This window comes from Marinilabilia rubra, assembly GCF_003121985.1.
Taxonomy (GTDB): domain Bacteria; phylum Bacteroidota; class Bacteroidia; order Bacteroidales; family Marinilabiliaceae; genus Marinilabilia; species Marinilabilia rubra.
In genome coordinates, this window is the sequence record NZ_QEWP01000002.1 from 66,536 (window position 1) to 92,970 (window position 26,435).

A 26,435-nucleotide genomic window follows, 5' to 3' on the forward strand; every position below is an offset into this window, starting at 1 on the left:
TGCAGTTTGCTCATAAGGCCACCACGCTTTAGTAGAGCCCTTCATCTTTTCACAAGCCCATAGGCATGTGTTATAGGGATATCCAGCAACCTCAATATTACCGGTAAGGCCTTTTTTTTGCCTTTCCAAAAATTCCCGAATCCAACCGCCTGGCTTTATTTGAGTTATAGTAAGCTTCTCAAACTTATTGTAGCTATGGGTCTGACCACTAACAGATAATTGCACAGCTAAAAACGCAATGATCCAGATTAATCCACTTCTTAAATTAAGGTCATTCATATCAACTTGATTTGATTATTTTTTTACCGGGAAGGTCACCCTTCTTAATACTGTATTACCAACAGGAATCAGCTTTACCTCCTGTCCTTTGGAATCTTTAACTTTAAGAATCATATTATCCTTGTACCATGGGTTTTCATATCCACCCTTCACATTTGATTCGAAATTTACATCCAACCAATTCATTGAAAAACTGATGTTTTTATATGACTCATCCGTTGGCAGACAGAAGTAATCATGAAAATTTGGAATATCATAATCTCTTACGATTTCTTCTTTATGCTTAATACTGTAGGCATAAACAATAGGTCCTCGCTGGAAATATACTTCTCTGTTTTCCCACAAAACCGGCTTTATTTCATTTTCGAAAGTAATGGTGACGGTCTCGTTCTCTGCCCACTTTTTCGTTACTTTATAATAACCATTTTCAAAGGCAAAAGCTCCTCCTTCAACATCCAAAGTCATTTGCTTCACCCAACCTGGTTTACGGAAATACAATGCGAACTTAGCATCATTTTTCACCGATACCTTAAATTCGATTTTATCCGACATTGGATAGTTGGTCACCTGCTCAATGCTAACCTTATTACCATTAACCTGTGTATTCAGTATAGATGGTCCATAAAGCACCGCTGCGATACCATCATGGGCTTTCATCCACATATCTCCAACATAATACCCCCAACTTTTGGAGTAGCTGGGATTACAACAAACGGCTGCATCATCGTGTGTTGGTGAATATTTGTACCTTGGGTCTTCTTCATGAAAACCATGTTGTGGGGCTTTGCGGTCTAATCTGTAGCAGTTATCAGTTTTGCAGTAAACAAGACCTGTCCCATTATAATTACGCGCACCTTGCATGGCATTAAATGTCAACTTTTCGGCCTTGTCGGCAAAAGTGGCATCGCCTGTTTTTTGGGCTGCAGAAGCATAAAAACCTCTTAACTCAAACATACCGCAGAACTCAGCCCCTGTTGAATCAGGTTTTGCTTTTTCTCTGTTCTGCCATTCGTTTCCAAAACCTGCTCCACTTGGCAAAATGGTATAACTCAACTTATTCAAGGCTGTTTCATAAGCATCTTTCAACTCCGGATACCCGGTCTCGTAATACGAATTGATCAGTGTTCGTAAGTGCTCAAACGTATGAACCGAATGGCTTTCGAATAAGATATCCTTGTCCATCAGGTATTCGTAACGAACGTTATTCATCGAACGGTTCAATGGTTTTGCACAATATTCCTTGTAAAGGTAAACCGCGTAATCCTGGTATTCTTGTTTTCCGGTGAGTCTGTACAAGGTTTCGCATGCATCTGTCAACATCAATCCATGACTAACCCCTCCAAAACATTCTTCGCTCAGGTCGAACGGACTTTTAGCTCCTTCGTTATAGTATTTCATAGTCACTGCCATTGCTTTTTCAACGGCATCTAACACTTTTTCTTTTTTCGTGATTTGGTAGTAGGCCAGTAACATACGGAATACTCCAGCTTGCGACCAAATTTCTCCATTCGACCCCTTATGCTTATATCTCAATTTGGGGGAATAGATACCAATGTATCCATCTTTGTCTTGTGTAGACAACAGATCATCTACGATTTCATCGCTTCGCATCATGGCTTCTTTATCCTCAACCAGATAGGCAGTACGCACATAACCATCCCACCAGTTTCCAAGAGTTTCGCCAGGCCACCACAACATGGAAATTTCCCATGCTGCTCCAGTCAGCTCCTGTGTTCCTGCTCCGGGATCTTCAGTCAGACTTTTTCTCCTTTTCTTGAATACATTGTTTTTCAAAATTATGGGAGCCAGTTTATCCAGGTGCCCAACAAAACCACTCGTAATATCCTCTTTCATGATATCGTACAACCAGCCTTTAGGTCTCACGTCCCCAAAGGGAAGTAATTCAAACCTGGGATCCAGCTTGGTCTTAGGATTATTAAAGAAGGAAATATCGTAACGATTAACTGCATTCTTCCCCTCCGAGGCAGTTGCCATTCTCTTTTCAAACTCTTTTCCTTGGGCGCCATCGTCTTGGGCAACTCCTAGAAAACAATTACTCAACAAAACGATTCCTGCTAAAAGGATACATTTAAGATTCTTCATCTTTACTATTTTATCTATTCAATGCTTGATTTCAACTTGTATAATTCACTCGCAAACTTTTCCCCGAATTCAATAAGGCTTTTGCTATCATAGTGGGCTTCGTCGGTATAGCTATATTTTTCCGTGTCTCTGATTATCGAGGCATGTCGATCGTTTTCAACAAATTGTTCCTGAGCATACTGAACCAAATCCAGATAATCCCATACCTTCCCATCCTTCTCGTCTTGCCCGGAATCGGAAATTTTCCCAATAACTATTGGTATATTGTCTTTTCGGAAAGCTGCTCTGATAAGCCCCATCATCCGTTTTAAATTGTAATAATATTTCTCTGCAGATATTTTTTTTATGGCATCTGCCTCACCCTGCATCCAGATGATTCCCTCCGGTATCAAAACATCATCAATGCCATTACCATCAATATCTTTGATTCTGTAAGCATTGGTCACGGTGGTCAAAAAGTTATCATATTGATTTATCCCTTTTACCCCGACATATTCAGGATCCCAGCATCCATAATTAGGTGCAAGTGTATCGAGTGAAGTACCTCCTTTGGAATATTTGATAAGAGCTATTTTCTCATTCGGATAGAATTCTTTAATTTTTGCAGCAAAGGATAACTCAACTCCAAATCTGTTAGTTAGTTTGTTTCCCTTTTCATCGCTTGAAAACATCCAACCTCCATGCCCGGGTTGAAGTTTTTCCCAAACACCCATTCCACCACCTGGTTTATCATCCGGAGTGGGGTTGCCATGAAATATCCATACATTTTCAAAAGTTTTATTAAGGGTATCAGGAAGCTCAGAAACATATCCATAACCGTCCATATTTGATTGTCCTCCCATATAAAACACACGAAGGGTATCGACCTTCTGTGCCTGTCCATATGTTAAAACAGATACTAGTAACAATGATAACATAGTTAATATGGAGAACTTATTCTTCATTTTTTGATTGTTGTACAATTTAAATTAACAGTTGTACCAGCTGGTATGCAGAGGTCTTTTCTAATCGGATTGTCCACATCTGAATAATCCGTAAATCGTAGATACACATCGGTACTACCGGGGTTTTTTATCATGGATTTATCTACTGAATAAATAAGGTTTCGATACGCGTGAATGTAATCTACCAGCTCAATATGAGTAGCATAAAAAATATCGTCCTTACCTGAGATTCGTTTCAGGAACTTTTCCATCACGTCCCATTTATCGGTTAGTTCCCAACTGTGTCCCCAAACATAAAATACCCCCGTTTTATCCAAACCCAAAAATTCATCTGTCAGCTTAAAAAACTGCGCTAATCCTTTTTCGTTCAGTTTAGTTGTGCTATTGGTGTAATGTGCCCCTCCAAGCTGATGAATGCTTGGGTGCCACAAGAGAAAGTTTTCAGGGATATCGAACGAATGGGTCTCCTCTACTGTTCTGGCATATTGGATGCCAATATCCTGAAGAATGTCGAGGTTGTCGGTATTATTACTCCCGAATGCATAAGCCATTCCCCGTACAAGATCCCCTGTGAGCCTTTCCAAAGCCCTTCGGTCTTCGGCTACTTCAAAGAAGGTTTCGAGGCGTGAGACCTTTCCCAAGCCTTTATGCAAATAACCATGAACGGATACTTCATGACCTTTGTACAGCGTTTTTATTTCTTCGGCATTTACAGTATTGCTATCCTTTAAACGTCCCGCATTAATATGGAACGTACCTTTGACTTCGTATTTGTTCAGCAACTGAATTAATTGCCTGTCTTCAACTGGACCATCATCTTCGCTTAATACAAAGGCTTTACTTTTTCCTTCCGGGAACAGCATTTCAAAAACCAGATTTTTTTGCAAGGGGCTATTGATATTCTGCCCCCTTGCAAAAAATGCGATTGTTATCAATGAGGATCGTTTCATATTTCTGTTGTGTTTTTCCTTAGAATCAAAACTCCGCTTTACTTCCGTATTTTTTTATCCAGCCATCGACCTGGGTTTTGTATTCCTCGATTACCTCGGGGTATTTTGCAGCAAGGTTAATAAAGTTAAAGGGATCATTGTGCATGTTGTAAAGGTTGATTTCTTTCTTTGTTTTATTCCATGTAAAGAACCAGTCTCGGCTCCTTAAAAAGTAACCTTCAGTACGGTCCCCTCCAAACACTTGTGCTTCTGCAGAGCGGATGTTATCGATTTCGCCAATAATCACATCCCTTTTACCGTTTTCTTTTCCGGAAATTACATCAGTATAAGAAGTTCCGTAAAAATTGTCAGGAATATTTATTCCTACATAATTTAAAATGGTTGCGGTTATATCCGCACTGTGCATAAAGTCTTGTTTTCGCACCCCTGTCTCAATTTTTCCAGGCCATGAAAAGATAATAGGTGTGCGGAAAGATGGGTCATAAAACGAACCTTTACCCCTTTCTCCGCCCAGGTGCCAGGTGTATTCATCATGCCTGAATTCCTGATTTGGGGCCTGTTCCCATCCGTTGTCATTTACATAAATAAAAATAGTATTCTCCATCAAGCCTTTTTTCTCCATATAATCCATCAATATACCAACACCATCATCCCACCAGCTACAATTGGCATAGTATTTCTTGGCAGACTCTGTCATACCTTTGCCTTCGTATAAATCGTAGTACTTTTGAGGTGCATTAAAAGGCCAGTGAGGCAATTCCGGGGCAAACCACAAAAAAAAGGGCCCTTCCTTATTTTTATCAATAAAGTCGTAAACGGGATCCATAGTTTTCCGCACCAATTCAGTTCCATCTCCTCCCATTAACGTTAAAAAAAACTCAGGATCTGATTCTTTTTGTTCTTTGGTCCAACCTTTGGTCATCCCTTCATCAAAACCACCAACCTGATAGCTGAATTCCCACCATTTACCACCTTGCCAGGTTTTGTATCCTTTTTGTTTTAACAGTCTCGGTAAAGTCTCATAATACTTCATCGATTGATAAGTGAAATCCTCTTCCCATTCTTTCCGCTCGTCAGCATCCAAATTTTGGTATTCTGATGTTTCCATCAGACTTACCTTTTTTTGGTTTTTCCAGTGATCATATTCTGTTGGAAGGATACCGGTCATTAGCGTTCTCAGGGAAGGGGCACAATGGGCCACCGGCACATATCCGTTGGTAAAAACAGTTCCTCTTTCAGCCAACTTGTCCATGTTTGGCGTATGCATATAGCCTGCATCATTAAAACCAAAGTAAGGATAACCGTGATCATCCCCTATCAACAAGACAATATTAGGAAGTCTTGACTCTTTACTCTTTTTTGACGCTTCACTTCTATTAGAATACGAAATTAATGCGAGTGTAAATGCTGCAAATAATACTAATTGCTTGCTCATCTCAGTTTGTTTTATCTGTTACCACTATAGATGCGCTTCTTTGGGGAAGAGTTATTTGAAAGGTGCCCCCGCTCATTTTTACGAATTCCCCGATGTTTAAAATATCTTTATAGTTCTTTTGGGGTTTTAGCTTCAAATCAATTGTCTGTGATTTAAAGCTGGCATTAAAAACCGCAACAACCTCTTCATTTTTATCAAATCGGCTGTATGCCAAAACTCGCTTCTCTTCATCAACTACCAGATATTTTATATCTCCTGATTTTAATACAGGATAATCTTCTCTTATTTGAATTAGATTTCGATAATAGTCAAAATGTTCATGATTGAATTTCACCTCGTTAACAGGTCGATCTCTTCCAATAGGATGTACTTGCTCTGGATCAAAGTCATAATCTGGCCAAATCAATGGCTTACGCGAATCTCCCATATCCGCACCCCACATGCCCATTTCGTCTCCGGCCCATATATGAGGAGAGCCCATATATGTAAATTGATGTGCTAATAGTAATCGCGCTGTTTGATGAGCTTCTGTATCTGGTTTATGAATTTTGTAATTCACCTCCGCAGTTGGAGTAACCTGGTATTTGTATTTACTGTCCTTATTAAACAGCGAAGTCAATAATCTTGGTGAATCGTGGCTGGCTGCCACATTCATCATTGCCAGAATATTCTGGTTTCTCAAGTTGCAGGTGATTCGCGTTAAACTATCTACAAATGCACTTACTGAAATCGCCTTTTTTGACCCAATAAAGAATTCACGCGCAGCTTTATACCAACGATAATTCATTACGCCGTCAAAAATATCACCCTCGAGTAATGATTTAGGATCCATCATGGTATTAGGAAACGTCTCAAACCAGGTCTCTCCAACAAGATAAGCTTCGGGATTTACTCCCCGGACAACTTTCCGGTATTCACGCCAAAATCCCATGGGGACCTCTGCGCAAACATCCAATCTGAAACCATCCACTCCATCCGAAGGATCGCCATCACCATTAGGGTCTAACCACTTTTTTGACACACTAAAGATGTGCTGTTTAACCGATTCGCTAACAAAATTCCCTTCAAAAACATGGGAGCTCGATTTGTGCTCAACATACTGGGTCTCTTTTATCTCAATCAGGTTTTTCACACCAAACCACCCTTTGTAAGCAAATTCATCTTCAGGAGTATCAGGGTTATCAAAGCTGTCAATCCAGTACCAATCCTTATAGTTAGATTGCGCTTGATTTTTAACCACATCCTTAAATGCCCAAAACGTGCTTCCTGTATGGTTCCAGGAATAATCCATCACCACTTTTATACCTCTCTTATGAAGTTCTTCAATAACTTTTAGGAATAATTTGTCAGCTCCTGTCATCTTCCAGGTAGAAGGATCATCCGGTATTTCTCCTTCCATGATTTTAACATCTTCACGGGGTGATGGTCCGAAATTGCGATCTATATGACGCCAATTTCGTGCATCAAATTTATGGTTAGAAGGCGCATCGTTTAATGGATTAAAATACACAGCTGTAACACCCAGTGAATCAATATAATCAATTTTATCCAGTACTCCTTGTAGATCGCCACCATAACGTCGTAATTGTTGTTGCTGGGCAAAATTGGTTAATGGATAGCCTTGATTGTCTGTTTTGCCATCTAATTCATGAGCATAAACATCCGGCTTATACCAATCATTTGTCCAGGGAGTTATCCCCCATTTTTCTGGAATAAACTCGGGATAGGCTCCTGTAATATCTTCCTTGGTTGGATCGTTTGAGGCATCGCCATTACGGAATGTTTCAACGAAGATCTGATACCAAACAACCTCTTTTGACCATTGAGGCGCATCCGAAAAGTTTGTACTCTTATTTAAATTTGACTCTTCCTTAGGATCGTTTTGACAAGCTCCCAAAATTAGGCCTGACAATAAAGTCAATATGATTCCTGATTTTCTCATTTTTCAACGTATTTTTTAAGGTGTTTAGCCCAATGTTCGTAGCCGGATTCATTAAGATGAGTACCATCTGTTGTAAACTTTTTTATCATCAAATCCTCCTTGGTCGCAAACAATTGATGAACATCAATAAATTCATATCCTGCAGTACGCTCTTTATTTTTGAGTTTTTCATTTATGTCTGCAATCCGTCTCACCATATTTTCGTGAGATGTGGGAAGCAAACTTTGAACATATATCCTTGTTTTAGGTGAGTTTTGATTAACAAATGCAACTATTTTTTGAATATTAGAAACAATTTCATCATTACTGATGGTTCCATTAAACAAGTCGTTGATACCTATTAGCAAAAACAAAGATTCAGGCTTATAAAAACATATCTCATTCAGGCGATGCAGTACTCCTTCAGAAATATCACCACTAATCCCTCTGTTTTTAACTGTTATTTCATTGAAATGACGTTCCCAGTCTTTTCCTTGTTCGGTAAGACTGTTTCCGATAAAAACTACCTCTCCCTTTTCCAGGGGATTATTTCTGAACTCCTCAATTCTTTCAGGGTAATGCTTTTTTGTCCATTCTGTATGTTTTTCAAAAACCAGGTTTGATGGTGGGTATAATTCGTTTCTGTTGTAAATAATTGAATCTGAAGTCTGTTTCAGGCTATTGCATGAAAAAAAAGTTATACCAACCAGAACAAATAGAATGTTAGTTTTAATTTGCATATTAAATAAGGTTGTGATGCGTCGAATCAGCTCTGAAGATTCCAATTCGCTAATTGGCAATAAAACATTAAGCTCCTCTCGTCTACTCCATTGGAGTGGCACCCCCTCTATCCTCAGGGCTAAAGGGAAGAGCCTTTTGCCTCTGTGCTATTTTATAATTTCACTTCTCAGGAAAAACAGTTAGTCGTAACACAGTGCTTCCATATGGCACTAATTCAATTGTCTCTGTTTTATCAGATAATTTAAGTCCTTCTGGAAATTCCGGGTTCTTAAGTACCTTTTTCCGGCTTTTATCATCAACCACTTCTGCTAAATTCCAGTTCTTTACTTCCTGAGCCTTTACTATAAGTTTTACAGGAGGTGTACTGATATCCCAAGGGTAAGAATAGTTTTCATTCAAAACTATCTCTACATTTTTAAGGTTGTTAACAACAGGTGCATATTGCCATTTTCCATTTGGATAGAATGAATATGCAGGAAAATCCTTAGTTGATTTTTCGTAATCTTCTTCAATGACAGTTGTTGTTGGAACCGGATAACTGAATACTATTGGTCCTCTTTCAAAAGACAATCCTTTACCAAACCAGGACTTCTTCTTCACCTCCATTGGCACAAATAACTCAACTACATCACCATCTGCAAATTTTCTTTTTAAAGTATAAAAAGTACCTGGCTTTAATTTCCCTTCAACTTTATAACCATTGACAGTCAACATAGGGTTGCTACACCAAGCTGGAATTCTAATCTGAAAAGCAAACTCTGCTTTTTCGTCCAGGTGGATTTCAAACTTAACTTTCTCCTCGAATGGATATTTGGTTATCTGTTTAATAGTAGCTTTTACTTTTTCAGATCCTACGGTTGTCGAAAATTCTGATGCTCCGAACAATGATGCCACAACACCATTATTATTTGTTTTCAACCACATTTGCATAGCAAAATAAGGCATAAAACGATTGATATTTCCTGTACAACAAGCCACGCTATGACCTGGAGCATATGCCATAAAATCCCCGTAATAACCAAAATGATTTGATTTGAGACTAGCAATCATCTGGTTGGGGGCTGAAAAATACTGATGTGATTTAAAATCTTTGGTAATGGAGCCTAAGGCGGCATTGTAAGCTGCCTTTTCTATTTTGTCAGCCCATTTTGGGTCACCAGTGGCCCTTAACATAATACCATAAGTATATGGAAGAGTGGCATGGTTACATGTTTCGTGACCAGCCATCTCATTGACTTCGTGGAAATGTTCAGTTGTGCTTGGACACCCGGATGGAAGCATAAAATGTTGCTCCATTTTTTGGATACCATGCAGCGCTTCATCCAAATATTCCTGTTTCCCGGTATGCATGTACAATATTGCGGGAATTTTCACTACCTCAAAATAAACTACTCCATGCTGGTCGGGTACTCTGTCCGATTCAAAAATCATATCAGCACCACCTCTAGTGCGGTTTTTTTTGTCTGACTTAAACAAGGCGTAAGCTTCTTCTGCCGTAGCCAGGAGATTTTCATCTCCCGTTTTCTCATACAACCAACAAAGATGCTCAACATTACACACATCCAATTCATCCTGAAAGTCTTCAGCTGTATAGGTGAGATAATGTTTATACATAGCTTCAATAATTCTCTGGTCGCTTGTTTCGCTAAATTCGGTTAAAAAAGAACGAAACAACCCTGCATATGGCCAAACATTCCATCGGCCAATTAATTTTGCAGGTGGTCCAAGCCTGTTATTCTTTTTAGGATTATTAAGTAGGTAATTAATTTGTTTCTCTGCCCTATTAATAAGGATACTGTCTCCTAAAAGATATCCGCACTTAATGGCTCCATCAATGTAATAACCAGTTTGTTCGTAGGGCCACCAGAATATTCCTTTATCGGCATCCTCTCCCTTACCTTCACGTTTAAAGCTGTTTATGCTTTCCTTCTGGGTGGTTTTGTCCAATTCAATACGCTCGATCCACATCTTCGAATCAAAAGGAGCACCAGCTGCGGCAATATTTCCAGTTAAGCCTTCTTTTTGGATTTCAAGGAACTGGCGAATCCACCCTTCAGGTTTTATTTCTGATGTGGTAGCTAAAATGTATCGACTGTAGTTCTTTCTACTTTCCCCTCCCTTTTCAACTTGCTTACAGCCTAAAAAAAATGCAAGCGAAATAATGAAACTAAGGATTATTGACTTTTTCATTTTGTGGTTTTTGGTTTTAAATAATCTTCTTTAGTTCTAAAGTAAAGAATTCGGGATACCTGGAACTAATTCTCCCTATCTAAACAAACAACAATGCTCTTTGGACAGGAAAGTTTTTAACACACTTATATTTGTGTATATATCAGAATTTTAAAAAGAAAAACGGGAACATTTTGGAATCAATTATATTGTTCCCGTTTTTCAAAGTTATAGTTTGATGAGCTCATAACTCATTGTATTTAGATCTACTATTACATCGTAGTTCCCATCCTCTGCAACAGGAATTCCGGTTGAACCAATTCCAGGATTGGGAATAATTGTTCCTTCCTTATCGCCCAGGGAATATGAAACCGTCCAGTCATCATTCACTCTAAAATAGACAGTTCCACTAGTTAAAGGAATGTTTCTTCCTATATGCACTCCTGCTTGGCAACCATCAGGAATTAATTTGTAATCGGGACCATCCCACTGGTTCACTGTGGAAGGACCGACAAGTCCTATCAACTCTGCCTCTTCCATTGAGTATGTTAACGACGAGAGATCTGCGGTAACTACATAATGACCGGCAGAACTTGGGATTACAGGCTCAAATGCAACATTTTCCATTAGACTTCCCTCAGTACCTCCATATGCATAGGTTTTACTCCAGGAACCATCTAAAACGGTAATCTTAAAACCTCCATCGTCGATACTTAAAGCCCCTTTGAAAACATTTTCATTACCTGTTGTTAGCATTGAATATATAACAGGTGTAGTAATATCCCAATCATTAAACGGCCCCACGAAGCCCCATTCCGACAGCAACATTTCCGGGCAAGCCGCAACCTCTACTATTTCCAGATTCAAACTTACCACACTCGATTTTGCTTTAACTACATTGACTGCCGTATAGTTGCCCACATACGTCTCTACCCTGAAGTAAACAGTACCCGTATTGTTCGGGTTCCCATTAGCGTCTGTTGTCTTAGGATCGTTGTCCAATCCCATAATTCCAGCCAGGTTATATAAATCTTTTACCTGAAGTGTTAATTCAGGGTCATTAAGCCCGCCAGATTCATAATCAATGGTCGAGAAATCCTCGTTAACTGAACCAAGTACTTTATGCTTAACTATCGCACTCTCCAATCCGAACGAAAGCTCATTCCATTCCAAAAACAGGGCATCTTCTTCTGCCTTACCAATATCTAAGCTATAAACAGGTTGCAACACACTTGTAAAAGCGAGATCTTCTGTTGAACTATTTACGATTAGTTCGTTTTTGTCTTCTTCATCGCAAGAATACCCTACCAGTATCACGAACAGAGACATAATATAAAAAAACATTGAATGATTTTTCATCTCTATAATAAAATTAGACAAGAGAAGGACAGATTAGAAATAATAAACATAAAAGACATTGCCTGCCCTAGGCAGCAAAGTAGGGGTTTATGTAGTCGTCCTCTTGTTAGTTATAAAAAACATTAGGCATTAAACTTCAATTCTTAACGAAAAAACTATTAACTTGACAATTAATAACCTGGATTCTGTTCAAGATTTGGGTTAGCTAATAAAACTTCGTAAGGAATAGGATAAATACTACGATAATTATCGACAGCTTTACCTGATTCAACTCCTCCTTTAAAAGACCACAGGTAATCTCCACCGGTAAAATGACCAAACCTGATCAGGTCGGTACGTCTGTTACATTCCAGATACATTTCTCGAGCTCTTTCATCGATCATAAAGTCCAAAGTCAAATCTCCCGATGTGATCGTTGAAGCTCCGGCTCTGGTTCTTAAATCGTTAATATACTGTAATGCTTTGCCATCATCACCATTTCCGCCTCTTAATGTGGCCTCTGCGTAGTTCAGGTACATTTCAGCTAACCTGAAAATTGGCACATCTGTGTCAACCCAATTTCCAGCCACGTCACTACCCTGTGAACCATCCGAATAAAGGTTACTCCATTTAGGAGTTAAATATCCCTGGTTAAATTTGATTGCATCGGAAATTTCCAATGTCTGCCCATCTGTATAAAACATGGCTCTTGAATCACTCCAGGCGATGGGTTCTCCTTCCGCATTGGTTTCTGTTACTGCATAATCAAACCTTTCAACAAAACTTTTGGTAGTTCTCAACCCCCACCATCCATTGCTTACGCCATAAAGCGAGGGGTCAATAGAACCACCAAGATATCCATGAACAAGATTAGTAGCTCCCCCCCAGTACGCAGTGTTTAATCCATCATAGTTTATGGTATGGATAAACTCAACCTGGGCACCATTCTTATTGTTATCCCCCAGAAACAATTCATCGTAGGCCGTACCATTTCCGTTTGCATCCGTGGTATTCAATGTATAGGTACTGTTAATAGCCAATTCAGAGTAAATAACCGCATCATTGTACTTATTTTCGCCAACGTATACTTCAGCATTAAGATATAATCTTGACAGAAGCGCCCAGGCTGCAACCTGATCAACTCTCCCATAATCGTTCGTTCCTGAATCCATCAGTAAATCTTTAACTTCCAACAGTTCAGTTTCTATAAATTCAAACAAATCGTCTCTTGAGTTTTGCACCGGGAGCTCTGTAGATACTTGTGTAACCAAAGGCACATTCCCAAAGTAATCCATCATGTAATAATAGGCTAGCGCCCTCAAGTATCTTGCTTCAGCACTGTAATACTGTACATTTTTCGTATCCGGCAAGCTTTTTACATTCTCTATAAAAGAATTGCAGAAAGAAATTATCGCGGCAAGACGGTAATACATCGTATTGGAATAGAAGTTTTGAGAAGTCCAGACCATCGTATTGATATTTTGAATACCCGGGGAAGTCCAAGCTACCACAGAAATATCTGTGGAAACATCATTCAAAAAGTTGGATAAATACACAAAATCGGACCAGTTTACTGCCGCTTGGGATAATCCTGGAATATCAGGCCCCGGAGGGGTTGTTGCATCATTTCCTCCTAACTGCCCAGCCGTTGCATAACTCTGGTATAATTTAGCAAGAGCTTTAAAGGCAGTTTCTTCATTCTCGTAAACATCTAACTCGGTTAATGAGTTTGGTGAGACAGGCTCCAATTCCAGATCAGAGTGGCATGCAACAAAAAACAATGCCATCAAACTAATAACTAATATATTTTTATATAATGTCTTCATCTCAAACTTGTTTTAGAAATTAAAATCCACACCAAATGACAAAACTTTTGGCCTTGGGTAGATATTGTTATCAATACCATTAAATATTTCCGGGTCAATACCGTTATAATCCGATATCACAAGTAAATTCGACCCCGTTGCAAACAACCTCAAACTACTGTTTTTTAGCAGTTTTTCAAAGGTATAACCAACAGATACATTGTCTAGTCTCAAGAACGATGCATTTTCAATCCAATGGTCACTCATCATACTTTGAGTATCTATGTATTCCCATTCTGTATCGAAAAAACTACTATGTCCGTTTCTTACAATATCCAGATTGGTAAAGCGTTGTAATGCTCCTATCGCTGCATTGTTGTTATATACATAATTATCAAAGCTGGCTCTTGCCGACAGGTTAAAATCAAAATTTTTATATACCAGGTTCATATTAAATCCCATGGTAATATCGGCAAACGGATCCTTGTAAAAGTATCTGTCATCAATTGTAATTTCACCATCGCCATCTAAATCCTCAAATGCTCCTTCAATAGGCTTTCCATCTTCATTGTAAAGTTGTTTATACACATAAAAAGCATAAGGCGCCTTTCCAACCTCGTGACGCTGAATTTTATCTCCCAGGGTACCACCTATCGGTCCTACCTCCTGTGGGTTATTTAATTTGGTAATTTCATTGTCGTTGACAGCAATATTGTAACCGATTTCAAACTTTAAATCTTCTCTGCTGACAACAACTCCATTGATATCGAATTCGATACCCTTGTTTTCCATATTTCCGATGTTGTCTGAAATCGAGTTACCGAAGTTGGTGAGTGGGTCGACGATCGCCTCTGCAATCATGTCTTTTGTTTTCTTCAGGTAAACATTCAGGCTGCCGGAAACCCTCCTGTTCCACATAACATAATCTATCCCTGCGTTCCATGTACTGCCCACTTCCCATCTTAAGTTATCATTGATTGGTTCAGGACGATATGTAGTTATAAAATTGTTTCCTATCTGATATTTCGCATTGGAACCACTTTGAAAATAGCGTGTCAAGAACGTATAGTCCCCAAGTCCGTTTACGTTTCCAACCTCTCCGTAACCAACTCTCAATTTTAATGAGTTGATGAAACCTTCTCTTATAAAGTTTTCTTTATGCAGATTCCAGGCAAGAGCCAATGACGGGAAGAGTCCCCATCTGTCATCTGGATTTAATTTTGAAGATGCGTCTGCCCTTAAGGTCCCGGTCAACAAATATTTACCTTTTACATCATAATTAAGCCTACCGAAATACGATAAAAGTGTACTCTCGAACTCATCTTCAAAGCCAACCATTATAGCAGCATCCGGATCATTGTTGCCTTGGTCGTCCAAGAAATAATCAGTCCTGATAAATGAATCTTCTGTATCGAAGCTTTGGTACGAGTAACCCGCTGTTACTGAAAGGTTGTTCTTAAGTATTTCTCTCGAATAATTCACATAAGCATCAAACAACAGGTTTGTAGTACTATTGCCATATTCCGTTTTAATCCCGTTAAACCCTTCACTCTCTGTTGGAGCTTTGGGGTCCGTCACTTCTTCACCATCGCTGTCCACAATATCGAAACCGGTATTGATGGTGGCCGTCATACCTTCAATAAACGGTACTTTATAATCCATTTTAAGATTGGTGACATATCTGTTCACGGCAGAATTATTGGACACAAGATCCAATAAGGCTTGGGGGTTCCAAGGGCTATTCTTTAACTTTAGTGTCCCTTCATTGTTTAAATAGGTAGTGTATCCAAACGGACTGTTAGAATCGTAAACTGGCCACGTGGGGTTGAACGTTGCCGAATTGAAAATAGCCCTTTGGTTCGCGAATTCGTTTTCTGTGTGCATCAGCTTGGCACTAAGATTGAATTTTAGCTTATTATCGAAAAATTTTGGAGCTATATTTAACGAACCGGTAATTCTTTCGAAGTTGTCGCCTTGCAAAATACCGTCCTCGTTGGTATATCCAACGGATGCCCTCAGTGGTGTTCCGAATGCTTTCCCCGAAGCACTGAAAGAATTGTCCGTACCGATAGCATTATCATAGATAAGCTCCTGCCAATCTGTATCATGAGAACCTAACTGATCAATTAAAACAGGATCGTTTGTACTGTTTATCACTGCCCTAAATTCGTCTGCTGTGAATATATCCAAATATTCATCGGGCATGGAAATGGTCGTTTGGGAATTGAAATTAAATTTCAGCTTGTCGCTGTGGCTTCCGCTTTTCGTGGTAATCACCACTACCCCATTTGCTGCACGTGAACCGTATATTGCGGTAGCCGAAGCGTCTTTTAGGACAGTGATAGACTCAATATCATTAGGGTTGATCAGGTTCAATGGATTTCTCACACCCCTTTGCTTCACGCCGGTTTCGGTAGGTTCATCTCCAATTGGCTCCCTCACGTCCAAAGGCAAGCCATCAACAACATACAATGGGTTCGAGGTCAAGTTTAACGACCCCACCCCCCTGATCAAAATATCGGACCCGCCACCAGGAGAACCATTGTTGGTGGTAACAGTTACCCCGGCCATTTTACCTTGAACCAATTGCTGGGTCGAGGTATTCATCCCTTTATTGAAATCGTCGGAACCAACCAGGTCAACAGCCCCGGTCAAATCCTTTTTCTTAACACTTCCATAACCGATAACAACAACCTGATCAAGGTTTGTGACTTCAGGTACAAGTTGAATATTAACAACATTTTGTTCTTTCACAATTACCTCTTGTGATGAAAAACCAATAAACGAAAAAACCAAAGTTTCCCCAGTCTCGACATCAAGGTTATAATTCCCTTGAAAATCAGTCACAGTACCCTGTGTAGTTCCCTTTACAACAATAGTTACTCCGGGAAGAGCTTCTCCTGTTGAAGCATCTGTAACTATTCCGGATATTGTTTTTGGCTGAGCGTAACTCATTAAACTAATAACCATCGAAGCAAAAAACAAAAGTGCTTTTTTGCCAGGTAGAAATAAACGATTCTTAAATTTCTTTTTCATAGACTTAGATTTTAATACACCATAGACTTAAAGAACATATATTCAGAAAAAAACTTTCTAATCAAGACCCAAACTCAACCAAATTCTTTCCAATCAATCTCACAATAAATAATTCCACTTTGCAAACATACAACACAAAATTTCTTTTTGCAAATTTTTTACATAGTTCTTCATAGAGGTTTGATATAAAAAGCACATTTCAATTAAATCAACAAGCAAATAATTACAGAATATTGATTTAAGGGAACATTTTTCAACATCAAAAATCGTTAAATGCATAGTATTCTAACACTTAAGAAAAGATCATCTAATTCATTTTTGTTAAACCACTTACATTCCCCGGCCCAATACCTCACCATATTGTTTATCATCAACACAAAAGTGTAAAGTTGATCTTAATCAACACAAATTTCCAACTTTTAACATTTGTCCCCAATCAAAATTCTATCATCTTTATATGTTATCTTATTAAACACACATAAAAATCTCTCCCAAAAAGGATTACGCTTTTAAATAACACTACAAGGGGATATTGGGTCACTGCCCTTATGATGGCAATGTTGCAGTTGGCCTTTGTATTTTTATCTTGATTTTCTTAATACAACTTCTCATTTTTTTAATGTTTTTGTCCGGTAAATTTCCATTTATCCATATCGATTTCCTGCAACAAAATCTCCCCCCTCTCCCTCAAAAGTTGGATTTTCCGGTGAATGAGTGCCTATATACCAAACTCTACCATCATCATCAAAAAAAATATCCGGGTCTATACCAGGTGCACCCTTCAAAACATGAAGGTCTGACCAGGGACCTTCCGGGTTCTCAGCAGTGATAATAAAATTAACAAAATGGGTTGTTTGATCAGCTTCATTATAATAAACATTAGTAGTGATAATGTAAAACCTGCCATTACTATACCGGATTGTTGGCGCATGAATTCCACCCTTGGACTGCACATCTACAAGGTTCACTTCATTTGTGCATTGCTCTTCTCTATGCAAACCGTAACCTATAAGCTCCCAATTAATAAGGTCTTTGCTTTTATGATTAGGCAGTCCTGGGAAATATTCAAAAGAAGAATTCACGATATAGAAAGTATCATCAACTTTGCAGATAGATGGAGCCGGAAAGCCTCCGGGGATAATGGGATTGACAAATGAAATTTGTGGAAGTAAAATCTGCCCCTCTGTTGCATGGCTATATGCAGTTATTGTGACAATAAATACAAACAGCAGTAATAATTTTTCTTTCATTTTTTTAGTCTTTTTCAATACACCATCTTTATAGTTAATAAACTTTTTTTCATAATCGATTTTACATCATCAAAGAAACAATACAAGCAATACTCAATCAACACTCATATTGCGAATTTCTGGCACTCCATTGAAACCCTATTAAAGAAACATCCAATAATTTCAATGTAAAACCTATAGAATTTGATACCATGAATATGTTTAAATGTCATAAAAATTTCACGTTGAACTTATTGGAGCAACTTTAAAAGTAAGTAATGAGCCTGTTAAGAGGAATGCGCTTAATGCGCGACGCCGAGCACTTTTAAATAATCAGTTTTTTTAATTCAACCTCAAAACATCTTTTAACATTCTTCATAAAACCAGTTTAAAACAATCTATTTTTTTACCCAGAATTTCCCAGAAGTATATATTTTTTATATACCTTGAATAATATTTTCTAACTTTGTATTTAAGAAATTGAAAAGACATCTCAAAACAGAAACCATTTACTTTCAATCATGGACTTCATAAATATCCGAAATAACGGAACACCTAAATATCAACAATTGGTGGATGCAATTTTAGAAGGAGTGGAAAACGGGTCATTAAAAGTGAATGACAAGCTGCCTTCATTAAATGCCTTAATGAAAAAATTTAACTTATCCCAGGACACTGTTCTGAATGCTTATAATCATCTTAAATCTAGGGGAGTTATCTCTTCCTCTGTAGGGAAAGGTTACTTTATATTGAATGACAATATCATAGAAAAACATAAATTATTTGTTTTATTTGACAACTTCACATTGTACAAAGAAAATTTGTACAACTCTTTAAATCAGGAGATCAAAGAAGAAGGGACCGTAGATCTTTTTTTCCATCACAATAATGCTTCGTTATATAAAAAACTAATCAGTGATGCTGTTGGTAATTACACTTCTTATATCATAATGTCAATTGAAGATCCCAATCTTGATAAATTTTTAATTGAATCTTTACCACCAAAAAGTGTTTATTTGCTGGACCTAGCCAGTGATAAGTTAAAAAAGAAATATCCTTTTGTAGCACAGAACTTCGAAAAAGATGTCTTTAAGTGCCTTAATTCCAATATCAACCTAATTAAAAAATACTCCCGCATCAGGTTCTTAAATTCATCGGAGAGACCCCATATCCTCCGAATAAAAAAAGGCTTGAAATCTTTTTCAAAAAACAAAAACCTTAAGTTCAACGCCATAGCCGACATTACAAAATCAAAAATTTTAAAAGGAGATCTTTATTTTGTGATAAATGACAGGGATTTAATCAAACTCATTGATAAATGCAAAGAAGAAAAACTATCTATTGGACAAGATATTGGCATTATCTCCTACAACGAAACTGAACTTAAAAAAGTCATACACAATGGTATTACAACTGTCTCAACAGATTTCAAATTAATGGGAAAATCAATAGCTCAATTGGTTTTAACAAAATCCAGAAACAGAATTTACAATGAAGCATCATTGCACATAAGGGACTCCATTTAGGCTAGTGTTTATATAATACCTTACTTTTCATGGTAATCCATAAAATTTTCAACCCCATTACGCTGAATTCAATTAGATCTTTCCAATACTTTGATTCTTTTGTTTAGATCAATTCCAATCACAACAATGAATGAGTATTTAGTTCATCATAAAACATATAAAAAACAAAAAATCAGACCCCAAAAGCATTATAGGTAAAACATTGACTTACTGAATCTTGTAAGAACCCCTTCATTTTTTTACAGTATGTATGAATACCAAGGTGGAAAAATAAATATCGCGAATTAACGCAATTGTTTTGCGAGATTCCGGCTTGGCATAAATCTCGTGCAGAGTGTGTAATTTCCATCCAAAACAGCTTACTTCATAAAGCTCTTCCAATCTTTTAAAGATCGAGCCAAACAGAATCCAATCATCGTCGAATTCAACACTATTTTGCAGTGTTTATACTGGACAGCTATTTATTGACAAGTAACACAGATGCGACAGATCCCCTCTGAAAAACAATAAGAGGTGATCCACAGAATCCTTATTCATCAGGGTACTATTAAATAGAGAGGCAGTCATGTTTCAAACTATTCCTTTCAGAGGTCTCATTTACCAAAGAAGTTTGTATGAAAAATAGGGATATACCATAGTAATGCCATGTTCCACTACTTTTTGTTTTTCAAAATCGTAGGCCCAACCAAACATTTCACTTTGCATTAAGGCGTTTTTGGCCTGAATGGTAATAATATGAGCTTTTTTATTTTGATTTATTTGATATTTGAGAGCAATATCTAAAAACAGCTTGTTATTTTCCTGCCATTCAAAGGCTCTGGACTTATCCTCAATAACCATTTCATGAATGGCTGATTGCTCCTGGTTGGGGGGTGTAAAGCGGTTACCCCCCATAAACGCAATTTTCCCGTTAAGACCAAAGGTATTTTTATCTTTGATTTTCCATTCTTTACCTCCCAATAGGTTGAAAACAAAATTCCGGTTAAAGGAGGTATGGTACTCCTTGCCATCTCCCCCTTTATACTTGGAATCGAAAAGAGTACCTGTGAACATATAGTAAAATCCATCTTTCATATATCGTTCCAGTGTAATGTCAACCCCTTTATTTCTGCCGGTTCCATTATTCATAAGGGGTTCGTCAAAATACATATCCCATGTATAATTTATAAGTGATTCTGAAGACCCGTAAATCACCGGTACGTCATATAATTCTTGATAATAGGGTTCTATTTTTAACTTCATATTTTCATTGATTCTGAAATCATACGCTAAAACGTAGTGGTTGGCTTTGGTCACTCTGAGATCAGAATTCAGGAGACGTCCGTTATCATCTTCTGCCAGATAAAAGCGCACCGGTTCGGGGCGACTGTGTTTGCCGTAAGCAATATGAACAGAGTGTCGGGGCAGAAATCGCCATGACATTCCCGCCCTGGGCTCCGGTATCCATTCGTTATTCATTTCAAAATGGGAGATGCTGATGCCGGCATTAAGATCGATCTTCGGGCTGATTCGCCATTTAAACTGATCGAAAATACGCGATTGCATAACTTTTCCACTCTGGTCGGAAATGAGATCCAAAGTCTTGTTAATGCCGGGATTGGAATTTCCGCGAATGTTTAGATTGTAATTTTGAAATGTCAGGCTTATGCCCGCTTTGTTGGTCAGGCGATTGCTTATTTTTGTATTTAGGTCCGTATTAAAAATTAAACGGGTATTGTTTTCTTTATGATCTGCCAGAGGTATAATCTCACCCTTACGGAGAAGTTGGTCGCTGTTCATTGAAAACCTGGTGTGAGTAGTTGCCAGAGAAGATTTTAAATAGTTTCTTTTGCCAATGTGCAGATTATGTGAAATCCCGGCAGCACCCACATCAGAACCGGTATCGTATTGATTGTTGTCAAAAGTATTTGACCAATCATCTGGATTCTCCTCCGGCTCGAAAGTTACACTGCTGAGACCACCAATCCCCCATATATTGAATGTCCCGGAATTGGTAGTCGGCAAATGAAATTTGAAGCTCAAATCCTGATACTCCGGCATTCCAAAATCATTTCCAACTAAAAGACCTGCAAGAGCCATGGTAGAATATCTGTAATTGAACAAATACGAGGCTTTCTTTTTGGAACTCAAAGGCCCTTCTGAACTGATATCCACACCCTGAGATCCAATCTGAAATGCCGATTCCCAGTGATCGGAATTTCCATTTCGGAATTTCATATTGAACGTCCCTGACATGGCATTCCCATACTCAGCGGGGAAAGCCCCAGTGAAAAAATCAGAGTTAGCCAGCATGTTTACGCTGAATATGGTTTCGATACCTCCGCCATTGTTGACACCGTTAAGATGGTTTGGAGCAGGAATCTCCACACCTTCCAGTTGCCATAATATTCCTTTGGGCGAATTCCCTCTTATTACGATGGCGTTGTCATTTACTCCCTCTGCCATGGTGACGCCTGCAAAAGATCCTGCTAGTCGAGAAGGGTCATTCCAGCCACCTGCATAGCGTGTTGCTTCCTCTACTGAAAAAGAGCGGGCCGAAAGTGTGGCCATATTATTTTGGGCTTTATCTTTGCGAAAACCTGGCTTAACCACAACTTCATCCAACTGCCTGAAGTTTTCTTTAAGTTTTACATTCAACTCGGTTTCCTTCCCGGATCCTACACTGATTTCTTTAAAAAGTGCCTGTTCATAGCCTATAAACCTAAAATTGATAGTGTATCGACCGACAGGTACATTTTTCAAAATGTAATAACCGCTTGCATCGGTAGTAGTTCCTATTAGCGGATTAGAATATACAATGTAGACGTTTACGCCTGGCAAGGGTGTGTGAGTGTCGGCATCTAATACTCTTCCTCTTATGTTTTGTGTTGGTGATTGACTGGAAACATTCATCCACATAAAACAAAACATCCAAATCAGGTAAATTCTTGCTTGCATTCATTTTAGTTTTTGATTTAATGCTGCAATTTTACAATGTTTGACTGTAGAAAGGGTTCGAACCTATAAATGTGAACTTGTTTTATGAGTATTAACCGGAAAACAGGGTCTTAAGATGAGGGAAGGGGAACCTGAAAAGTGTTCAGAGTTATATATCTGAACATTTTTTTTTGTATTCTGAGGGTGTTTGTCCTGTCATTTTTTTGAAGGTGGTATTAAATGATGTTTTGGAATTGAAGCCGGAATCAAAGGCAATTGCAATCATGGTAGTTTTTGAATCATTTTTCTTTAACAACTCCTTGGCTGTTTCTACTCTGTGACGATTGACAAATTGAAAAAAGTTTTCATCGAATCCTGCATTGATTGTATAGGACAATTGGTGGGGAGTAATTGATAAGAGTTTAGCTAATTTTAAAAGGTTTAAATCAGAGTCAAAGTGAGGCTGTTGATCAACCATTATAGTTTTAAGCTTGTTCATTGTTAACTTTAATTCGTCATCTGGAAGCAATTTCTTTCTTTCCTGATTTTTTTCTATAGAATCGGCTTCCATTATCAAATCCCCTCTTTGTAAGGGGAAAATTTCCTTCTGTCTCAAAGAAAAAAATGCAATCACGAATACCGTAATTAACTGGATGCTGTTCAGAAGAATGTTGGGAGCCTTGTCGTTAAAGAAAATATTGTAGAATAAAACAACAATTGTTAGGACTAAGATCTGTATTGTGATATATTCCAGCCAATTGAGATTAATACCCTGGGTGTTGGAAGAATATAATAGAATTTCTTTTTGATGTCTTCTGATTTTTATAAAAGCCAGTATGCTGTAAAGCAGAGCCTGGAATAAAATAAGAATGATACCTGCTTTACTTAAAAATACTTCAATAGACCTACTGTGAACTTTGTTGATTTCTATGACAATAAATACGGAAGGTATTACAAGGTGTTTCCAGTGAGATGATCTGATTTTAAAACCGGGCTTTGTGTAAAACAACACCCCAGCATAAAGTGAAGAAGGAGTAAATATTTGGATGGCATGAATGAAGATGCCCAAGTTTTGATTGATTTCTCCAAAGCCTGCGAATCTTGCTATTTCTTCCAGCCAAAAGGTAGACAGAAGAAATAAAAAAATGGCCAGCCACCTGTTGCCCCGGGCATTTATTATTAATGGGTTGGTTAAGTGTATGAATGCAAGTAAAACTAGCCCTCCATAAATGAGTATTACAATCAGATTATTGATGTTGGTTAATGCCATTTCTTAAATTGCATGAATAGTTTGCTAAAATTTAAATCAAATATATCCCAAATATCTTTAATGATTATTTCTTATTGACTTTTTAGATTAGGAAAATGACAAAACATATAAAAAACTGAACAAAGAATTAATAAATAATAAATATGTAATATAAGAATTGCAATAATGCTTTTGGAAAAGATATTGGAGAAAAGAGCTTCTAAATGAATAATTCTCTTTGTCGGGAATGCTTCCATTTCAACATTTTTGCAGATAAATAATTTATTACGGTGCTGTGATGAGCTTATTTTCGACAAAGTTCCTTTTACATTTGCTTTAAGGAGAATATTAAAATCCAAGATTCAGGCAAAGAGAGGAAAAAACAATCTGCTTGTTAATTCGATTTAAAGACGGACAGTTTTACCATATAGAAGCCCTCGTCTATTAAGGAAATAACTTGATTTTTTTCTCTGGACAAAAAACATTTATCCGGTAACCAGGAAAGTGGAATTTGTCAACATTGCTTCTCTCAATAAACAAAGCCAAGCTCTCTCATTGACAACCAGGAAAACGGAAACTTGAAAAAAATGCTTAAAACTTTAACATATAGCGATTTAAACATAAAAACAACACACTTTTCTGATATTAATAAACTTTCAACACAAATGACTATAGTGGCAATTGCTTTTTTATGGCCTTATCTGGCTAACAATGATAAACACGAAAATATTTGTACAATGAAAAAATGGCTTACATTTTTTTATATATGGACTCATAAGAATTGCACATACCATCTTTAATACAATAAAAGTCAGGGACTATAAGAATCATTGCGCAGCCAACAGCCTTACCCTTATCTCCGAAAACGACCTTCAACCATTCAAAAAAGAGGACTCAAAATACAAAACCAATGAGATGCTCCTCTATAATTTGCCCTGACCAAAAGAACAATTAATGGATCTTGGAGCAACTCCAGTCAGTCTAAGAGTAACATTGTCATTTTTTGTTGAGTGGATTCCTGCCGAAGTAAGGTGGAAACCATGAAAACAAACACTTTTACAAAGGACGCATTACTCCTTCAAAGTGCGTCAACGAGGATGACTAAAAATACTTAGGATACGACCATGATAACCTATACACTGCAGCCGATATGGTCTCCTATGAATAAGCTGTGCAGGATAGTTCTTTTTTACAGCCATATATCGTTGCTACTTACCTCTTTTAATTATGATATATGGAAAGTCCTTGAAGCGCAAAAAAGAAACTAGGTAAAAAATAACAGGAGCCGCTATATCACCTTCAGCCCCATCTTCAATTGATTTTACAAAAAACCTTTATCCCAATAATTCTTTTGATCCTAATATCAAATACAGAATTGTCATTCTTACACTTGAGGAATGGTTTATCAAATTCAATCTTGATGATGTTCATCTGATTGAAGAAAGGTTAAAAATTAAGCTCAAAATGTCCCATCCTGACCTGGATTTATCGCTTACTTCTGAAGTTCCTTTCTATTTAGTGTCAATGCCTGAATTTATCGATGACATACAAATCATTAACAAAACCGGGATACATAGATATTTTCAATTACTGGACAGCAACAAATTGGATCAATTTAAAGAATCCTTCACCTTCAAAGATCTTTTCAAAAAAGATTTTGATCAATTCATTCAACCATACCAATAAAACTCTTTTAAGCGTTTGCACAGTTTCAATCTAAAAAAAATTCCATTATTAAACCTGATACTTTAAACAAAAAAATTTCATCTCAATGGAAAAACTAACACAAAAAATCCCTTTGATTACCACCGTACTAATAATCTCTGGTTTTATCGACAAGTATAGTTTTTACTCACATTTTGGAATTAATATATCCTCATTCCTTACACCTGGCGAACTAATTTTATCTTTTGTACCAATTCTGGCTCCTGTTTTGTGGGCTGTGATTATTCTCTTCCTCCTCTCTTTCCAACTAAATGCACGAAGCCAAAAACTCCAAAAGGAAGACCCGTTTTATGCTAAGAAAAACTTGACTTTTTGGGGCCCTTTTAAGGATTTATATTTATGGGCAAAAAACAATTTTAAGTCTACAGACGGAAAATTAAAGACATTATATTACTTTGTAATACAATCCCTTTCAAGGCTTTTTATATTAGCCTTTTTCCTTTTAGCAAGCTACATTTATTTATCAGCCTTTTTAAATAGATCTGGTTATCCCTATGACGACAAAATTTTCCTAAACATTATCATATTCATTTGGTTACTGATAATATCAGGTTTACTAGTAGATTTCTTCAAAAAACAAAATCTAAAGTTTTCTTACAATGGCCTTGTGATCCTTGGCATACTTGGCCTCTGGGGGATGATTTACATAACCAATTCTTTCAAAGCGTTCAAAATTCTTGACAACAAACCTTTTTATCATGTTGAAATTGAATTGAACAACAAAAAATCAAAACAGATAAAAATCTTGTCTTTATAGGTAAAACCGAGAACTCCTATTTTTTACAAAACCTTCAAACTTCAGAAAATCTGATAATAAACAGTATTAGTATAAATAAATATCATCAGATTTTCATCAAAAAAAGAATAACAACTATTTACCTTCAGGCGGCTACGCTTACGGACTAAATTCCACCAGGCGGCAAAAATCCCCGCCCCTCAGGTATGGCGGTTTCCGTTCCGCCAAATTGTTTCCCACAGATTTTAATTCTTCATCTCCTATTTAAATCCTCAATAATACCCCATCCATTCGGGGCTCGCCCGGTCTTTTTGCCACCTTCCCCGCCCCATC

16 protein-coding genes are annotated in these 26,435 nt (G+C 37.6%); 3 read left to right on the forward strand and 13 right to left on the reverse strand.

From position 1 onward, the window contains the following. Nucleotides 1-294: 294 nt before the first annotated feature. From DDZ16_RS03145 to DDZ16_RS03195, 11 genes are all read right to left on the reverse strand, one after another. The gene (locus DDZ16_RS03145; RefSeq protein WP_109262983.1) at nt 295-2,382 is read right to left on the reverse strand and encodes a beta-L-arabinofuranosidase domain-containing protein; all 2,088 of its coding nucleotides are present in this window, start codon (nt 2,380-2,382) and stop codon (nt 295-297) included. A 14-nt stretch (nt 2,383-2,396) separates the two neighbouring features. Then, the gene (locus DDZ16_RS03150) at nt 2,397-3,326 is read right to left on the reverse strand and encodes a sialate O-acetylesterase (protein WP_109262984.1); all 930 of its coding nucleotides are present in this window, start codon (nt 3,324-3,326) and stop codon (nt 2,397-2,399) included. Continuing rightward, nucleotides 3,323-4,276: a polysaccharide deacetylase family protein gene (locus tag DDZ16_RS03155; protein WP_109262985.1), complete on the reverse strand. Its 954-nt coding sequence runs from the start codon at nt 4,274-4,276 to the stop codon at nt 3,323-3,325. The genes DDZ16_RS03150 and DDZ16_RS03155 overlap by 4 nt, the downstream gene beginning before the upstream one ends. A 25-nt stretch (nt 4,277-4,301) precedes the next feature. Further along, nucleotides 4,302-5,711, reverse strand: a complete 1,410-nt coding sequence (locus tag DDZ16_RS03160; RefSeq protein WP_109262986.1) for a sulfatase family protein — start codon at nt 5,709-5,711, stop codon at nt 4,302-4,304. Nucleotide 5,712: 1 nt separating this feature from the next. Next, nucleotides 5,713-7,653, reverse strand: coding sequence for a glycoside hydrolase family 13 protein (locus DDZ16_RS03165; RefSeq protein ID WP_109262987.1), 1,941 nt, complete (start codon nt 7,651-7,653; stop codon nt 5,713-5,715). Beyond that, a complete protein-coding gene (locus DDZ16_RS03170) occupies nt 7,650-8,372 on the reverse strand; it encodes a GDSL-type esterase/lipase family protein (RefSeq protein WP_109262988.1) in 723 nt (240 codons plus the stop codon). Before DDZ16_RS03170 ends, DDZ16_RS03165 begins: the two co-directional genes overlap by 4 nt. A gap of 160 nt (nt 8,373-8,532) precedes the next feature. After that, complete coding sequence (locus tag DDZ16_RS03175) at nt 8,533-10,563, reverse strand: beta-L-arabinofuranosidase domain-containing protein (protein WP_109262989.1); 2,031 nt, start codon at nt 10,561-10,563, stop codon at nt 8,533-8,535. Between the two features lie 207 nt (nt 10,564-10,770). Further along, nucleotides 10,771-11,901: a SusE domain-containing protein gene (locus DDZ16_RS03180; RefSeq protein WP_109262990.1), complete on the reverse strand. Its 1,131-nt coding sequence runs from the start codon at nt 11,899-11,901 to the stop codon at nt 10,771-10,773. A gap of 170 nt (nt 11,902-12,071) precedes the next feature. Continuing rightward, a complete protein-coding gene (locus tag DDZ16_RS03185) occupies nt 12,072-13,706 on the reverse strand; it encodes a RagB/SusD family nutrient uptake outer membrane protein (RefSeq protein ID WP_109262991.1) in 1,635 nt (544 codons plus the stop codon). Between the two features lie 12 nt (nt 13,707-13,718). Next, nucleotides 13,719-16,721: a SusC/RagA family TonB-linked outer membrane protein gene (locus tag DDZ16_RS03190; protein WP_198416667.1), complete on the reverse strand. Its 3,003-nt coding sequence runs from the start codon at nt 16,719-16,721 to the stop codon at nt 13,719-13,721. Nucleotides 16,722-17,365: 644 nt separating this feature from the next. Beyond that, on the reverse strand, nt 17,366-17,971 hold the full coding sequence (locus tag DDZ16_RS03195; RefSeq protein ID WP_198416668.1) for a family 43 glycosylhydrolase: 606 nt from the start codon (nt 17,969-17,971) through the stop codon (nt 17,366-17,368). Between the two features lie 500 nt (nt 17,972-18,471). Here DDZ16_RS03195 and DDZ16_RS03200 point away from each other — a divergent pair, with 500 nt between their 5' ends. Next, complete coding sequence (locus DDZ16_RS03200; protein ID WP_109262992.1) at nt 18,472-19,476, forward strand: GntR family transcriptional regulator; 1,005 nt, start codon at nt 18,472-18,474, stop codon at nt 19,474-19,476. 597 nt (nt 19,477-20,073) lie between these two features. Here the strand turns inward: DDZ16_RS03200 and DDZ16_RS03205 are convergent. Both DDZ16_RS03205 and DDZ16_RS03210 read right to left on the reverse strand, forming a co-directional pair. Then, a complete protein-coding gene (locus DDZ16_RS03205; protein WP_109262993.1) occupies nt 20,074-22,413 on the reverse strand; it encodes a TonB-dependent receptor in 2,340 nt (779 codons plus the stop codon). A 148-nt stretch (nt 22,414-22,561) separates the two neighbouring features. Then, nucleotides 22,562-23,401, reverse strand: a complete 840-nt coding sequence (locus DDZ16_RS03210; protein WP_158275600.1) for a helix-turn-helix domain-containing protein — start codon at nt 23,399-23,401, stop codon at nt 22,562-22,564. 1,704 nt (nt 23,402-25,105) lie between these two features. Between DDZ16_RS03210 and DDZ16_RS03220 the strand changes: the two genes are divergently transcribed. Both DDZ16_RS03220 and DDZ16_RS03225 read left to right on the forward strand, forming a co-directional pair. After that, entirely contained in the window at nt 25,106-25,327 is a 222-nt protein-coding gene (locus DDZ16_RS03220) for a hypothetical protein (protein ID WP_109262996.1), read from the forward strand. Between the two features lie 85 nt (nt 25,328-25,412). Beyond that, nucleotides 25,413-26,123: a hypothetical protein gene (locus DDZ16_RS03225; RefSeq protein ID WP_109262997.1), complete on the forward strand. Its 711-nt coding sequence runs from the start codon at nt 25,413-25,415 to the stop codon at nt 26,121-26,123. Nucleotides 26,124-26,435 lie beyond the last annotated feature (312 nt).

Excerpts from the sequence above, each read along its gene's own strand:
- DDZ16_RS03145 (WP_109262983.1), bottom strand. The coding sequence starts at position 2,382 with ATGAAGAATCTTAAATGTATCCTTTTAGCAGGAATCGTTTTGTTGAGT.
- DDZ16_RS03150 (WP_109262984.1), bottom strand. The coding sequence starts at position 3,326 with ATGAAGAATAAGTTCTCCATATTAACTATGTTATCATTGTTACTAGTA.
- DDZ16_RS03155 (WP_109262985.1), bottom strand. The coding sequence starts at position 4,276 with ATGAAACGATCCTCATTGATAACAATCGCATTTTTTGCAAGGGGGCAG.
- DDZ16_RS03160 (WP_109262986.1), bottom strand. The coding sequence starts at position 5,711 with ATGAGCAAGCAATTAGTATTATTTGCAGCATTTACACTCGCATTAATT.
- DDZ16_RS03165 (WP_109262987.1), bottom strand. The coding sequence starts at position 7,653 with ATGAGAAAATCAGGAATCATATTGACTTTATTGTCAGGCCTAATTTTG.
- DDZ16_RS03170 (WP_109262988.1), bottom strand. The coding sequence starts at position 8,372 with ATGCAAATTAAAACTAACATTCTATTTGTTCTGGTTGGTATAACTTTT.
- DDZ16_RS03175 (WP_109262989.1), bottom strand. The coding sequence starts at position 10,563 with ATGAAAAAGTCAATAATCCTTAGTTTCATTATTTCGCTTGCATTTTTT.
- DDZ16_RS03180 (WP_109262990.1), bottom strand. The coding sequence starts at position 11,901 with ATGAAAAATCATTCAATGTTTTTTTATATTATGTCTCTGTTCGTGATA.
- DDZ16_RS03185 (WP_109262991.1), bottom strand. The coding sequence starts at position 13,706 with ATGAAGACATTATATAAAAATATATTAGTTATTAGTTTGATGGCATTG.
- DDZ16_RS03190 (WP_198416667.1), bottom strand. The coding sequence starts at position 16,721 with ATGAAAAAGAAATTTAAGAATCGTTTATTTCTACCTGGCAAAAAAGCA.
- DDZ16_RS03195 (WP_198416668.1), bottom strand. The coding sequence starts at position 17,971 with ATGAAAGAAAAATTATTACTGCTGTTTGTATTTATTGTCACAATAACT.
- DDZ16_RS03200 (WP_109262992.1), top strand. The coding sequence starts at position 18,472 with ATGGACTTCATAAATATCCGAAATAACGGAACACCTAAATATCAACAA.
- DDZ16_RS03205 (WP_109262993.1), bottom strand. The coding sequence starts at position 22,413 with ATGCAAGCAAGAATTTACCTGATTTGGATGTTTTGTTTTATGTGGATG.
- DDZ16_RS03220 (WP_109262996.1), top strand. The coding sequence starts at position 25,106 with ATGTCCCATCCTGACCTGGATTTATCGCTTACTTCTGAAGTTCCTTTC.
- DDZ16_RS03225 (WP_109262997.1), top strand. The coding sequence starts at position 25,413 with ATGGAAAAACTAACACAAAAAATCCCTTTGATTACCACCGTACTAATA.